11 protein-coding genes are annotated in these 15,538 nt (G+C 34.2%); 3 read left to right on the forward strand and 8 right to left on the reverse strand.

Annotated features, from left to right (window positions below; genetic code table 11):
• Positions 1-382 precede the first annotated feature (382 nt).
• From NU08_RS21780 to NU08_RS21790, 3 genes are all read right to left on the reverse strand, one after another.
• A complete protein-coding gene (locus NU08_RS21780; protein WP_129749142.1) occupies positions 383-2,464 on the reverse strand; it encodes a protein-disulfide reductase DsbD family protein in 2,082 nt (693 codons plus the stop codon).
• Positions 2,464-3,774: a tRNA lysidine(34) synthetase TilS gene (gene tilS / locus NU08_RS21785; RefSeq protein WP_129749143.1), complete on the reverse strand. Its 1,311-nt coding sequence runs from the start codon at positions 3,772-3,774 to the stop codon at positions 2,464-2,466. Before tilS ends, NU08_RS21780 begins: the two co-directional genes overlap by 1 nt.
• 220 nt (positions 3,775-3,994) lie before the next feature.
• Positions 3,995-5,281: an anthranilate synthase component I family protein gene (locus NU08_RS21790; protein WP_129749144.1), complete on the reverse strand. Its 1,287-nt coding sequence runs from the start codon at positions 5,279-5,281 to the stop codon at positions 3,995-3,997.
• Between the two features lie 298 nt (positions 5,282-5,579).
• On the opposite strand from NU08_RS21790, the gene NU08_RS21795 reads away from it, so the two are divergent.
• On the forward strand, positions 5,580-5,954 hold the full coding sequence (locus NU08_RS21795) for a DoxX family membrane protein (protein WP_129749145.1): 375 nt from the start codon (positions 5,580-5,582) through the stop codon (positions 5,952-5,954).
• A 53-nt stretch (positions 5,955-6,007) separates the two neighbouring features.
• Here NU08_RS21795 and NU08_RS21800 read toward each other — a convergent pair whose 3' ends face one another.
• The 3 genes from NU08_RS21800 to NU08_RS21810 all read right to left on the reverse strand — a co-directional run bounded on the left by NU08_RS21800 (position 6,008) and on the right by NU08_RS21810 (position 8,925).
• Positions 6,008-6,550 carry a lipocalin family protein gene (locus NU08_RS21800; protein ID WP_129749146.1) on the reverse strand — a complete coding sequence of 181 codons (543 nt, stop codon included), beginning with the start codon at positions 6,548-6,550 and terminating at the stop codon, positions 6,008-6,010.
• Between the two features lie 148 nt (positions 6,551-6,698).
• Positions 6,699-8,102, reverse strand: a complete 1,404-nt coding sequence (lpdA, locus tag NU08_RS21805; protein ID WP_129749147.1) for a dihydrolipoyl dehydrogenase — start codon at positions 8,100-8,102, stop codon at positions 6,699-6,701.
• Positions 8,103-8,466: 364 nt separating this feature from the next.
• A complete protein-coding gene (locus NU08_RS21810; RefSeq protein ID WP_012024199.1) occupies positions 8,467-8,925 on the reverse strand; it encodes an Lrp/AsnC family transcriptional regulator in 459 nt (152 codons plus the stop codon).
• A 335-nt stretch (positions 8,926-9,260) separates the two neighbouring features.
• Here NU08_RS21810 and NU08_RS21815 point away from each other — a divergent pair, with 335 nt between their 5' ends.
• Entirely contained in the window at positions 9,261-10,475 is a 1,215-nt protein-coding gene (locus tag NU08_RS21815; protein ID WP_129749148.1) for an aminotransferase class I/II-fold pyridoxal phosphate-dependent enzyme, read from the forward strand.
• A 194-nt stretch (positions 10,476-10,669) separates the two neighbouring features.
• Here the strand turns inward: NU08_RS21815 and NU08_RS21820 are convergent, their stop codons facing one another.
• Together NU08_RS21820 and NU08_RS21825 are read right to left on the reverse strand one after the other, a co-directional pair.
• Positions 10,670-11,764: a DUF695 domain-containing protein gene (locus NU08_RS21820; protein WP_129749149.1), complete on the reverse strand. Its 1,095-nt coding sequence runs from the start codon at positions 11,762-11,764 to the stop codon at positions 10,670-10,672.
• Between the two features lie 305 nt (positions 11,765-12,069).
• On the reverse strand, positions 12,070-14,004 hold the full coding sequence (locus NU08_RS21825; RefSeq protein ID WP_129749150.1) for an amino acid permease: 1,935 nt from the start codon (positions 14,002-14,004) through the stop codon (positions 12,070-12,072).
• Between the two features lie 293 nt (positions 14,005-14,297).
• Between NU08_RS21825 and NU08_RS21830 the strand changes: the two genes are divergently transcribed.
• Complete coding sequence (locus tag NU08_RS21830) at positions 14,298-15,455, forward strand: Gfo/Idh/MocA family protein (protein WP_129749151.1); 1,158 nt, start codon at positions 14,298-14,300, stop codon at positions 15,453-15,455.
• Positions 15,456-15,538: the final 83 nt, after the last annotated feature.

A 15,538-nucleotide genomic window follows, 5' to 3' on the forward strand; every position in this document is an offset into this window, starting at 1 on the left:
AATTTTCACTTTCGCTTGATAAATAAAAAAGCACTCTAAATTTGACTTAGAGTGCTTTTTGCTTTTGAGTCGTTTCAACTTCAAACTATTATTAGACAATTCTATACTAAATCACTCTGCACTGAAAGTGCAGAGGTTTGTTTTGACGAGAGACTGAAAGTCTCTCAATTTTAAAAACTTTTATCAAAACTAAAAAATTCAAAAGATTATATTTTTTCGCATTACTAAAGTACTGCAATAAATTGCAGGGTTTTAAACCCGAATCTGAGACCAATAAAAAAGCGCTCTAATAAATTAGAACGCTTTCGTTTGAATTAATTTCAACCCCCAAGAAAATATTTATTTTTTTCGAATAAAGCTTTTAAAACTAAATTCTAAACTTTTATTTAAAATTCGAAATTCCTTCTTTCAGCCATTGCAAATATTCTTCTGTACTCACATAACTGATTGTTGGCTTTGTGCTGTTTAAATTATTTCCTTCTAAATCTGTAATAACATACAAAGGCTGTGTATTTGTTTTATATTTAGAAATCATAAAATCTGTCCATTTATCTCCAACTGTAATGATTTTATCTCCTGCATCAGTTGTAAATTGCTCTTCTTTTGGCAATTCACGTTTATCATCAACATAAAGTGAAATCAAAACCACATCGTTTTTAAGAATTGGTAAAACGGAAGGATCTGACCAAACATTATTTTCCATTTTTCTGCAATTCACACAAGCATAACCTGTAAAATCAAGCATAATTGGCTTATTGATTTCTTTAGCATAAGCTAAACCATCTTCGTAATCATGGAAAACCATAATTCCGTGAGGCCCTAATTCAGCACCTTCTGGCATACCTTTAATAGATCCTGCCGAAACCGCTCCGTTTCCTGAACCTCCAACTCCAAACGGACTTTCGCTATATTGTGGCGGCGGCGGGAATGCACTGATTAATTTTAAAGGTGCTCCCCAAAGCCCAGGAATTAAATACATTGTAAACACAAATGTCAATAAACCTAGATACAATCTTCCAACAGAAATATGGTTCGTTGGACTATCGTGAGGCAATGTAATTTTTCCGAATAAATACAAAGTCAAAGCACCGAAAATAGCAATCCAGATTGCAATAAATACTTCTCTTTCTAAGAAATGCAATTGTAAAACCAAATCGGCATTTGATAAGAATTTGAACGCCAATGCTAATTCTAAAAACCCTAAAACTACTTTTACTGTATTTAGCCATCCACCAGATTTTGGCAACGAATTTAACCATCCGGGGAACATGGCAAATAACATAAACGGAAGCGCTAATGCCAACGAGAATCCTAACATTCCAACAATTGGAGCAATTCCTCCATTTGAAGCCGCCTCAACCAATAAAGTTCCAACAATTGGTCCTGTACAAGAGAATGATACAATTGCTAAGGCTAAAGCCATAAACAATATTCCGATTAATCCACCTTTATCTGCCTGCTGATCGGCTTTGTTTGCCCATGAATTTGGAAGCATAATTTCGAAAGCACCCAAAAATGAAGTAGCAAAAATGACCAAAATCACAAAGAAAATCAGGTTAAACCAAACATCTGTAGATAATGCATTTAAGGCATCTGCACCAAATATTTTAGTTACAATAAGACCTAAAATCACATAAATTGCAATGATTGAAAATCCGTAAATAATGGCATTTCTAATTCCTTTTGCACGGCTTTTACTTTGCTTTGTAAAGAAACTTACCGTCATCGGGATCATTGGAAAAACACAAGGCGTTAACAATGCTGCAAATCCAGATAAAAAGGCAATAAAAAAGATAGACCATAAACTTCTTGAAGGAGCTGGTGCTGGAATTTCTGCCGCAGCCGTTTCTGCTGTTTTCTCTGCTTTTGGCTGTACAGCTTCTTCTTTTTTAACGGTATCTACCGCCAAACCAGCAACTTTTGTTTCGTCCAATTTAGCCTCAGCTACAACTGGAACTTCATCCATTTTAAAAGTTGAAGGAACAGCAATCGAGAATTTCTTGCTTGAGTTGATACATACTTCTTTACAAACCTGAAAATCAAAATCTACATCAACCGTTTTTAAATTTGGGTTTATGATTTTTATTTCTTGTTCAATATGTGCCTTGCCTTCAAAGAAAGTTTCATCTACACCAAAAACATCATTAAAAGCTGTTCTTGTTTTACCTTCTTTGGCTTTTCCAATCAACTCGTAATTTCCTTTTTGATTTTTAAATGAAATTTCCAAAGCAAGCGGACCGCCTTCCGGCGTAAACTGAGAATACATATGCCAGTCTTTTTCGATCGTTCCATCAAAAATTAGAATAACCTTATCTCCTTTTTTCTCTATTTTAGAGGTCCATTTTACTGGTTCTAAAATTTGAGCGTTACTTGCTAATGTAAAGAAGAAAAAGAGTAAAAAAACAGTTATTTTATTCCAGATACTTTTCGAAGTTACCGACTGATGGGCTTGTGTAAAGTTCATTATATTAATTCTATTTTTAGTATTTTATTTGTGGCTTTTTCTATTTTAAAACGTTCGTCTTGTCTCATTCCGACTACCCAGACTATTTCATTTTCTGAGCATAAAATCCAAGTTTTTTCTTTTTCGATCAAGGATAGCTTTTCATCTTTAAAAAGCTTGCTCAATTTTTTAGATTTTCCATGCATTCCAAAAGGCTGAAAAACATCGCCTTCTTTCCATTTACGCAAAATCAAGGGATAACGGATTTTATCAGAATCGACAAATATAACCTTATTTGAACCGAATGTTGTGTGACCTACGTTACAAAGACTCATTTTTAAGGGAAAATTAACTTCTGTATCGTTTTCACTAATTTCATATTCGTCTTTTTCTGATGTTTCAGAAAACGGACTTAAAATGAGTGTTTCTCTATTTTTTAGCAATCTAAATTCCTCAGAAAGAACTTGTTTGCCAGATTGCCCTTCGACCAAATCATAAATATCATTCCATGCTGAAAAACCAAATTCTTTCAGCCATTGATACAAATACGATTTATAATTAGGAAGTTTTTTTAACTGATTTAAATCAAAATGAATATCATCTCCTTCTTCTTTTGCTACTTGTTGATAAACAATAATCGATGCATCTTCAACCATTTCTTTTGATTCTTGAAGAAAAGATTGCGTTTTTTGAAAAGCATCCAAAAAATTCGGATTGATTTCTTTTAAAACTGGAACCAAATTATGGCGAATCTTATTTCTGAGATATTTTGTAGAAGCATTGCTGCTGTCTTCTCTCCATTCTATCTTATTTTCCTCTGCATATTTCAAGATTTCTTCTCTTGAAAAAGGCAATAGTGGACGAATAATTCTATCATTTTGTTCGGGAATTCCTGTCAAACCTTCTAATCCAGTTCCACGGGTTAAGTTGATGATAAAAGTTTCCAGATTATCATCAGCATGATGAGCAGTTAAAATGTAATCAAAGTTTTTTTCTTCTAAAAGTTCATAAAACCAACTATAACGCAATTCTCTCGCTGCAACTTGCGTCGATAGCTTATAATCTTTAGCGAAAGCTTCTGTATCAAAATGAGTGGTGAAAATTGGAATATTATTTTGATTGCAGTAATTCTGAATAAATTCTTGATCTCCAAAACTTTCCACTCCGCGAAGTTGGAAATTGCAATGCAAAACGGCAATTTCACAAGGCAGTTGATTCATCAAATGTAGCAAAACCATACTGTCTAGTCCGCCACTTACAGCCAGAAAAAGTTTTTTTTCTACTAAAAACGGAAATCTTGAAACGATATGATTTTGAAATTTTGAAAACATCTGATAAAAGTAAAAAATTAAATTCGATCTATTTTTAAACGAAATGTTAAGCGTTGTTTTTTTGCCACGAATTGCGCGAATTTGCACGAATTATTTTTTTGCCACAGATTAAAAGAATTTACACAGATTTTTTTAATCATTTTAATCTGTGGCAATATTTTTTCACCTTGAATTGAAGAAAAAAAATTAGTGCAAATTCGCGCAATTCGTGGCAACTTTTTTATCGCAAAACTTCGTGCATTGCTTTTGCCTTCAACAAACATTCTTCGTATTCTTTTTCTGGAACTGAAAGCGATGTTATGGCGCTACCAACCGAAAAAGAAACATACTTATTTTCCTGATTGTATAAAATACTTCTGATCACGACATTAAAATCAAAATCACCTTCTGGGGTAAAATAACCAACTGCACCGCTATATAATCCTCTTTTGGTTTCTTCTAGATTTTCAACAATTTCCATTACCGAAATTTTTGGTGCACCAGTCATGCTTCCCATTGGGAAAGTTGTTTTCAAGACATCAACTGCAGAAAATTTAGAATCTAATTTTGAAGTCACCGTAGAAATCATTTGATGTACTTGCAAAAACGAATAAATTCCGCAAAGCTCTTCAACCTCGACAGAACCTTTTTTCGCAGTATGCGACAAATCATTTCGAACCAAGTCGGTTATCATGATATTTTCAGCTCGTTCTTTGGCATCAGAAGCTAAAATATTTTTTGATTTTTCGTCTTCAGCTATATCAGCAAAACGTTTTGAAGTTCCTTTAATGGGCTGCGAAATTATCTTTTCTCCCTCTTTTTTCAAATAACGTTCTGGTGAAGCTGAAAGCAAATAATTTTTGTAATTTTTAAAGAAAACCGAAAATGGTGCTTGTGAAATCTCATTCAGTTTCTGAAACTTTTCTAACGGATTTATAACTGCATTTTCAGCATAAAACTCCATACAGAAATTGGCTTCGTACATATCACCAATATGAATATGATGAAGCATTTGATTTACTTTTTCAACATACAATTCTTTCGAAATGCGTTGCTTCACTTCGACTCCGCTCAGTGTGACAAATGTTTCGGTCTCAATTTTTAAAATTTCTTCAAAATCTTCTTCAAGTTCATCATCGCAAAGCAATAAATACTGGATTTCGAGTTTATTCCCTTTTAGCATAAAAACTTTTTTAGGCTGAAAGAAAAACAAATCAGGAAAGTTCAAGCCATCAAAATTATGCGACTGAAGGTTTTCTATATCGTTCTTTAAATCATAAGAAAGATATCCAAAAAGCCAGTCTTTTGTGTTTTGCTGATATTGTTTTAAATCTTCAAAAGCGTTGTAATAATCTGTTTTTAAAGAAGTAAAGGCATCAACTGCCAAAATACAATCAAAACTTGAATACTGCTGCGGATAAGAATTACTGTCTAAAAAAACGACTTCACGAAATTGCTGCGCCCAACTTAAAAGCTGCTCTTTAAAAAGTTTTGGATTGGCAATATTTTTACGGATAGAAACTCTCAAAAATGGTAATTTTAAAGGTCAAAATTACGACAAAAATCTTTCATTAACAGAAAACAAAAAAATATTCAAATGATTCGAATTACATTGCAAAACTGTTAAAAAGACATTCATTTTATAAGAAAAAATTCGTTATATTTGATATACAATTAGATTAATCCCAAAAGAGCATTAATTTAATTATAAGATCCTTAAAAAAGAACCTCAAAAAAAATAATTTGCGATTCTAATTTAAGCCTATAGATTGTTTCTTTTCCAATAACTTAATTATGTTTTTTAACCTTAAAAAATCCTAAGTATTATGAAAATTGCCACAATTATTGTCCGCGTTTTAATTGGCCTTTTGCTACTGTTTGCCTCTATCAGTTATTTTTTCCATCTCATGCCCGAACCAGAAACTACGGGAAACTTTAAGGCTTTTAACGTAGGTTTAATGGCTTCCACGTATTTAATGCCACTGGCAAAATCTATCGAGTTATTGTGTGGAATTGCATTTGTGACTGGGCGTTACGTAACTCTAGCAAACATCTTGATCTTACCCATTACGGTAAATATTTTGTTCATCAATTATTTCCTTACTCCAGATGGTCTGCCAATTGCAGCTCTTCTTTTCTTAGGAAACCTTTTCTTGATTTACAGATACTGGGATAATTACAAAAGTGTTTTTACAGCATAAATCATTTGCAAATTAAACAAAAAGCCCGTCAGAAAATCTGACGGGCTTTTTGTTTAATTTGTTCTCTCATGTTTAACCCAGACTAAATCGGTAACATTATATCCAATTTCCTGAGCTTTGATAAGAAAATCTGCTTTTATACTTTCTGGAATTGTTTTTTCTCTAGAAAGTATCCACATATATTTTAAACTCTCTCCAGCTACAAGTGTGTATTTATAATCAGGGTCGATTGCTACGACATTGTAACCAGAATAAAAAGGACCAAAAAATGAGACTTTCAGCATACCAATGTTGTCCTTTTTGACAAATCTAGCTTTCCCGACACTTTGTTCCCACTTGTCTTTTTTGACATTATAGCCCTTATTATCGACTTTTATTGTTTTATCTTCGTTTAAAGAATATTCGGCAGTTACATTGTCCAGATCTTTTTCCCACTTATAATCCAATCTAGCAATTTCGTACCACTTTCCGAGATATTTTGCGCTGTCAAAGTTTGTTACAGCTTTTGCATTTTTTGGAATTCCGCCTCCGCAAGAATACAATGCGAATCCAATTCCCGCTCCAATCAAAATCGGAACTACATATTTAGTTTTCATGACACTATCTTTTTAATTATCATAAAGATAGCGACTAAAACATACATCTAATTTACAAAATTATTTTTGATTATTATATTATAGGGAGCATAAAAAAACCGTCTCGTTTTTTAACGAGACGGTTTGTAAATATGATTTAACGTAAAAATTATACGTGTAAAGCTCTATTTTCAGTTGCTGCCAATGCTGCTTCTTTTACCGCTTCCGCGAAAGTTGGATGCGCATGGCTCATTCTTGAAATATCTTCAGCAGAAGCTTTGAATTCCATTGCAGTAACCGCCTCAGCAATTAAATCTGCTGTACGAGCACCAATCATGTGAACTCCTAAAACCTCATCTGTTTTCTCATCAGCCAAGATTTTTACAAATCCATCTAAGTCAGCACTTGCTCTTGCACGTCCTAACGCTTTGAAAGGGAAACTTCCAGATTTGTATTTAACTCCAGCTACTTTCAATTGCTCTTCTGTTTGTCCAACTGCAGCAACTTCTGGCCAAGTGTAAACTACCCCAGGAATTAAGTTGTAATCGATATGTGGTTTTTGGCCTGCTAAGATTTCAGCAACCATTACTCCTTCTTCCTCTGCTTTGTGTGCTAACATTGCTCCACGAACAACATCTCCAATAGCATAGATATTTGGAACATTAGTTTGCAAATGATCATTTACTTCAACTTGCCCTCTATCTGAGATTTTAACTCCAGCCTTGTCAGCGTTTAATCCGTCTGTGTAAGGACGACGACCAACAGAAACTAATGAATAATCGCCTTCAAGAGTGATAGTTTCTCCTTTTGCATTTTCGGCCTGAACTACAACAGCATCACCGTTTCTTTCAACTGATTTTACTTTATGAGAAACGTAGAATTTCATTCCTTGTTTTTTCAACACTTTAGTTAATTCTTTAGAAAGAGCTCCATCCATTCCAGGAATGATTCTGTCCATGAATTCAACTACAGAAACCTGAGCTCCTAAACGAAGGTAAACTTGTCCAAGCTCGATTCCGATAACTCCTCCACCAATAATTACTAAGTGTTTTGGAACTTCTTTTAAAGCCAAAGCTTCAGTAGAAGTGATGATTCTTTCTTTATCAATTTTAATGAATGGTAAAGAAGATGGTTTTGATCCTGTAGCGATTACAGTATATTTTGCTTCGATAGTTTCAGATGTTCCGTCAGCTTTTGCAATAGCAATGTGAGTTGCATCTACGAAAGAACCTAAACCATTGAAAACAGTAATTTTATTTTTATCCATTAGGTAGTTGATTCCACCCACAGTTTGATCTACAACGGCTTGTTTGCGCGCGATCATTTTCTCTAAATTGATTTTTACATCACCAGAAACTTCGATTCCGTGATCTGCAAAATGAGCGATTTCTGAATAATGGTGAGAAGAAGATAATAATGCTTTTGAAGGAATACAACCTACGTTAAGGCAAGTTCCGCCTAATGAATTATATTTTTCTACAATTGCAGTTTTAAAACCTAATTGTGCGCAACGAATTGCTGATACATATCCTCCAGGACCTGAACCTATAATGACTACGTCAAATGAACTCATAGTATTTTGTTTTTATTTTAGCGGTTACAAAATTAAGCAATAAAGTTCTGTTTGAGGTTTAATTTTCAATGTTTTTTGTGTGAAATTTTGGAGGAAGGTTTTCTGCCACAAAGGCTCGAAGACGCAAAGTTTTTTTGTTTTTCAATTAAACTATCGGAAGCAAAGTCGCAAAATTTATACGCAAACTTGTCATCCTGAGGAACGAAGGATCACACTAGAAGCTCCGCATGCAAAATCGCTAATCTTTGTAGAGTTTCGGGTGTGATCCTTTGTTCCTCAGGATGTCAAACTGTACGTTAGACGCACTGCAGTGCGTCTCTACAAAAAAAAACTTAGAACCTCAGCAACTCAGAACCTTAGCATCTTAGAAAGAAATCACCGTAGAATTCTTCACTTCACTAATCATAAACATACTTTGCGTACTTCCAATATGTTGAAGTGAAGTCAGTTTTGTGACTAAAAACTCTCGATAAGCTTCCATATCTTTTACCAGAACTTTCAGAATATAATCGTAATCACCGCTTACGTGATGGCACTCTAGAACTTCATTAAGTTTAATGACTTCACTTTCAAATTTGGTTAGAAATTCTTTTGTGTGTTGAATGAGTTTTAAATGGCAAAAAACCACAAATCCTTTTTCGATTTTGGATTTATCTACTAATGCCACGTAGTTTTTTATGATGCCTTCGCGTTCTAATTTTTTAATTCGTTCATATACTGCCGTAACCGAAAGATCAAGTTTTAATGATAATTCTTTGGTTGTTTTTTTACTATCGGTTTGAAGTAAAACCAGAAGTTTTTTATCTGTAGCGTCTAAAGTCATTTTTGTTTGTTTTTAGAAGATGAAAGAAAATCTATAAAATCACATTTTCTATTTCAAATATAGATTAAAAATCACTATAAATACATTTTAGTAGTTTTAAAATCTAATTATTCAATTCATAGTTGATTAATTTTCTAATTAGATTTTATTTTGAATAAAATTTCTTTTTAAAATGAGTGCCTAGCCCTGATAGAAGTGGAAATCCTTTTGTGCCGGGGTTCGGCACAAAAGATTGGAACGGATAGCAGGAATAGCTCCTTATCCTTCGACTTCGCTCAGGATGACAATTGCAATTTTAGCAACTTGAAACAAATAAAAACTTGAAACTAACTATAATGAAAAATTTCAACCCAGCAGATAAAATACAGGATTTGCAATATTTTGGCGAATTTGGCGGTGTGAATCCGTCGATTTCTGATTCATCGACTTATACTTTTCTTTCGGCTAAAACCATGTTTGATACTTTTGAAGGCAACATGGAAGGCTGTTATTTATATTCGCGCCATTCATCTCCAAGTAATTTATACTTAGATCAGGCTTTGGCAGCGATGGAAGGAACGGAAACGGCAAACGTTTCGTCTTCTGGAATGGGGGCGATTACGCCTACTCTATTGCAACTGTGCGGTGCGGGAGATCATATCGTTTCGAGCCGAACTATTTATGGCGGAACTTACGCTTTCTTAAAAAACTTCACGCCAAGATTCGGCATTGAAACAAGCTTTGTTGACATCACAAAATTGGATGTTGTTGAAGCTGCAATCACACCAAAAACTAAAGTTTTGTATTGCGAAACGGTTAGTAATCCGCTTTTGGAAGTAGCCGATATTTCTGGTTTGGCTAAAATTGCTAAAAGACATAATTTGAAATTGGTTGTTGACAATACGTTTTCGCCATTATCAGTTTCTCCTGCAAAATTAGGTGCTGATATTGTAATTCATAGTTTGACAAAATACATTAACGGAAGCAGCGATACGGTTGGCGGCGTGACTTGTGCTTCTAAAGAATTTATCAATTCGTTGAAAAACGTCAATTCGGGTGCGAGTATGCTTTTAGGACCAACGATGGATAGTTTGCGTTCTGCAAGTGTGATGAAAAACCTTAGAACACTTCATATCCGAATTAAACAACACAGCCACAATGCGCATTTTCTGGCTGATATGTTTGAAAAAGATGGTTTAAAAACGGTTTATCCAGGATTGAAAAGTCATCCGAGTCATGAATTATACAAAACGATGATTAATCCTGAATATGGTTTTGGTGGAATGCTGACGATTGACGTAGGTTCTTTAGAAAAAGCTAACGAATTAATGGAATTAATGCAGGAACGAAACTTAGGCTATCTAGCGGTAAGTTTAGGTTTTTATAAAACGTTATTTAGCGCGCCTGGAACTTCAACTTCCAGTGAAATTCCGTTAGAAGAACAGAAAGAAATGGGATTAACCGATGGATTGATTCGTTTTTCTATTGGTTTGGACAACGATATTCAGCGCACTTACGAAATGATGAAAGCTTGTATGGTTGAACTTGGAGTTTTAAAAAAAAGATTCTAAGGTTCTGAGTTGCTATCCCGATAGCCATCGGGACTAAGTTTTTTTACTTCCCTATAAATAAGAAACATCACTCTATTAATAAATTTGCACATTTTTTTTAGATTGTTTTGAATCCGCTGGAGAGCTTTTCTCTAAGCGGATTTTTTTTGGAAATTAAAAAGCCGTTCTAAAATCTTAGAACGGCTTTTTGCACTTTATCTTGGCTCAAAATGTCTAAACGATTGCCAATATTTGTCTTTGTAGATTTCGTAACTTATTTCAAAAACTCCACTATATTTTTTAATTAATTCATCGGCAATTTTTGATGGTTTTCTAAAGTCTTTGCAAGTAAAAAAGATTTCTCTTTTATTGTTTGCGGTTTCTCTTCCCACATTTAAATAGCCTTCGGAATCTGGTAAACTGTATACAATTTCTTCTTCGATTTCATCCAATAGTTTGTATGTCTTTTCATCTGGTAATCCGCCATTATCGCAATCATCAAAAGGAACAGCCACTATAAAAACCCATGGATGTGATGCTTTTTTGTCCCACTCAATAATTGTGGTATTGATCAAAGCCAAAACGATTGAACCATCTTGCTTTTTACCTTCAAAATTAGCATAACTGTCATTCTCCGTATTATGTCGAGTTCCTTCGTATTTCTCAACAAATTCTTTTTCTCTCCAAATTAAATAATCTTTTAATTTTTCAATCGGTATTAACTCTTCCGAAGTTTGTTCTGGTCCTGCAACTACAAGATTATCAATTAAGGTAACAGAATGCAGTTCGCCCAAATAATTATCCAGAAAAATATAAACTCCGTTAGCTATATTAGATTTTTTCTCTTCAATAAAATGATCATAAACAATTACTAAATCTATTTCGTCTGGATAATCTTCGTGAACACGAGGATAAAATTTCAGGTTTTCTTTACTGAATTCAAAATCCTGATAAGTAATGCCTATATTATTGATATCCGAAGCCGGTTTTAGAGCTGTAAATTTCCAACCGTCAATTTTAGGAGCGTTCGCAACCAATTCTTCTATAGCGTAAATGTTTCTAATTGCTCCATCTGGCGTCAAAACCAACTCAGCGGTCTGATCGTCAAACATTCCGGTAAGGAAATAAATTCCTTCGTGTATTTCATCCAGCTTTGGAGCTAGTTTATCAAAAAAACCTTGATGTATATTTTCTCCGCTTTGAACCGTTTTAAAAAATGCTTTTTCATTTGCTGAAAACCAATTCCAGAAATCATTATAAGATTGTATTGGAGCTTCTTTTTTGCCCAATATTTTATCGAGAAAACTCATGTACTAAAAAAATAATTTAAATTTTGCGAGAAACAAACTTAAGGAAAAGTCCTTTTAAAATTTAAGAATATTTGTATAAAAATTATAATATTTTAAAACGTTCTCATTGCGAATGAGTTAAACTTTAAAATTTATATCACACAGATTTAAATAGATTAAGGCAGATTTAAACCGTTTTTTTTATATAAAAATCCAAAACTAAATCTGCTACAATCATTTAAAATCTGCGTGCAAATAATTTTTCCATAAAAAAAGCCGTTCTGAAATTATTCAGAACGGCTCACTTATAATTTATAACTCTTAACTTATAACTTATCCACAAAGTTCAGCTTACTATTTTTTCTACTGTAAGTAAAGAAAATTAGTAATCCGATGATTAACCAGATTGTAAAATAAATCCAGTTCCAAACGCTTAACTCTGCCATCATGTACAAACAGCAGATTAATCCTAAAAGCGGAATTAAAGAAAGATTTTTTCTGAAAGCCCAAACCGCTAATCCAACCAAAACGAATAAGAATATCCACATTGGAATTTTGTGTTTAAACAAACCAAAACCAGACTCATATTTTGCAGAATCAGCAATTGGAAGACCTTTTACAACCTCAGCATATTTGGCTTCATCATCCTGATATTGTCCTAGTAAATGTTCTAAATCTGAAGTTTCAGCAGTTTTATTCTTAACCTCGATACTTTCTAAATATTTGAAAACTTGTTCTGATTCAGATTTATCTAAAGAAGTTACAATCGAAGTAGCATCGTAAATCTGTGGATCGTTATTGATAAACGCCATAGTAGCTTTATTGTTGAATGCAAAAGCATAATACAATCCAGCAATCATTAAAACAGGCAAAATGAATTTTGAATTGATATAAGGCGTTTTAAATTTTCCTCTAGGAATTTCAGGTTTGTTCTGCAATACTAGAACTCCTGCACAAACTAATACAAAGGCAAATAAAGTCCCGATACTGCATAAATCGGTTACCATTGTAAGGTTTAAAAATAATGCTGGAATTGCTACCACAAAACCTGTAACTATAGTTGCAAACGAAGGCGTTTTGAATTTTGGATGAACCGTAGAAAATTTCTTTGGCAATAAACCATCACGGCTCATACTCATCCAGATACGAGGCTGTCCCATTTGGAAAACCAATAAAACGCTCGCCATTGCTACTACTGCACTAACAGCAATAATTCCAGACATCCACTTTAAGTCTAATTTATCGAATACAAATGCCAAAGGATCTCCAACGTTTAATTCGTGGTATTTTACCATTCCGGTTAAAACCAAAGCAATGGCAATATATAAAAGTGTACAAATAATAATGGCCCACATCATACCGCGCGGTAAATCTCTTTGCGGATTTTTACATTCTTCGGCAGTTGTCGAAATCGCATCAAAACCAATGTAAGCGAAGAATACTGCTGAAACTCCTTTTAAAACCCCGCTAACTCCATTTGGCGCAAACGGACTCCAGTTTGCAGTATCTACATAAAATATTCCAACTGCAATTACTAAAAGCACTACGCAAAGTTTTACGACAACCATTAAGTTGCTTGCGTTACGAGATTCTTTCATTCCTCTATAAACCAAAGCTGTAATCAAAATAATGATGAATAAAGCTGGTATATCGGTTACAAAATGGAAAGATCCTATTGTTGGTGCTGTGGTCCAAGCTGTGTGTGCCTGTTGTAACGCAACACTTAAATTTTCGAATGATTTTCCGCCTCGCATTAAAGCTTCGGCATCCTTAAAACCGTTTGATGCAGTTAAGTAATCCATTTGGATCCATTGCGGTAAATGAATCCCGCCACTCTGGAGAAGTCCCGTAAAATAATCACTCCACGATATGGCTACGGTTATATTTCCAACGGCATATTCCATGATTAAAGCCCAACCGATAATCCAAGCAATTAATTCTCCAAAAGCTACATACGAATAAGTGTATGCGCTTCCAGAAACTGGGACCATCGAAGCAAATTCTGCATAAGCAAAAGCGGCAAAACTACAGGCTAAAGCAGTAAATAAGAATAAGAAAATAACCGCTGGTCCACCGTCTGCACTGGCTTTTCCAATGGTGCTAAAAATTCCTGCTCCAACGATAGCTGCTATTCCAAAAGCCGTTAAGTCCTTAGTTGTCAAATGTTTTCCTAAGGCATTATGACCGTCTGTTTCGTTCTGTGCAACCTGCTTCAGAATATCCTGTACTGTTTTCTTTCGGAATAAACTTGAAAATGCCATATAATGCTTTGCTGTTATAAATTAATTTAATTCAGTGCTTTTTGTTTTATTTTGCAAATAATGCAAAAATTATCCTGATTTCAAATATATAAAACGATTTTGTTTTTACAGGTGTTTTTTCTGCCACGAATTCACGAATTATTTTTTCAAATCTTTGTCTATAAATTTTCTCACGCTCCCGATAGCTATCGGGATTGCGCTCTTTGCGGTTAAATCTATTTCAATCACAAATGTAACATTTCCTCAAATCGGCTTACTAATTAAATAGTATTTAATTTTTAAAGAATCATTTTATGGAAAAAATAACAAGACGTTCTTTTGTAAATAAATTAGGACTTGGTGTTGGAGCTTCGGCTGTAATGATTACGCTTCCTTCTTTTCTAACCGAAACAGAAAAAACACATCAGCCTTATACTGGGAAAAAATTAAATATTGCTTTGTGCGGTTTAGGAAACTATGCTTCATTACTAGCTGAAGGACTTCAGGTCTCTGAATATTGCCGGCTTGCCGGAATAGTTACCGGAACACCATCAAAAGCTGAAACATGGAAAAAGAAGTATAACATTCCTGAAAAGAATATTTACAACTATGAAAATTTCGATTCAATCGTAAAAAATAAAGACATTGATTTAGTATACGTCGTTACTCCAAATGCACTGCATAAAGAATTTACTGTCCGCGCTGCAAAAGCTGGAAAACATGTTATTGTCGAAAAACCAATGGCCATTACCGCCGAAGAGTGTGAGGAAATGATAAAAGCTTGCAACGATAATAACGTACAATTGGCAATGGGTTATCGCTTGCATTACGAACCTAATCATCTAGAAATAAAACGATTGGGACAAGAAAAAGTTTTGGGACAGGTTCGCTATATTGAAACTGGTCTTGGCTATAGCACTTATGATGTTCGTGACATAAATAAACCTGTTGATTTAAACGCCCGCAATCAATGGAGACTGACTAAGAAATGGGCCGGCGGCGGTTGTTTAATCAATCTAGGAATTTATTGCATTCAGGTTTCGCGTTATGTTCTAGGCGAAGAACCAATTGCCGTTACTGCACAATTTGGACATGTCAATAATAAAAATATGTTTTCTCAAGTTGAGGAAAATATCACTTGGCAAATGGAATTTCCGAGCGGTGCTGTTGCTAATTGCAGCAGTTCGTGTGGTTTTGGCATTGACCGGTTTTATGCCGCTGCCGATGAAGGTTTCTTTGAGATGAGCCCTGCTGTAAGTTATGGACCTTTTGTAGGCAAAAGATCGGATGGAAAACCATTTAATTTTCCTGTTATCAACCAGCAACAAACTCAAATGGATGAGATTTCTAAAGTTATTTTAGCCAATAAAAAACTCCCAAATCATATTACAGGCGAAGAAGGAATTAAAGATGTTAGAATCATTAACGCCATTTATAAAGCTGCTGAAAGTGGAAAGAAGATTAAACTTTAATAATTTTCTGCCACAGTTTAAGGGAATTTTTTCTCTCATTTTATGTCATTTCTGTAAAGGTTAGATAATTCGGTAACAAAATT

Origin of the sequence: Flavobacterium anhuiense, assembly GCF_004151235.1 — a bacterium.
Taxonomy (GTDB): Bacteria; Bacteroidota; Bacteroidia; order Flavobacteriales; family Flavobacteriaceae; genus Flavobacterium; species Flavobacterium anhuiense_A.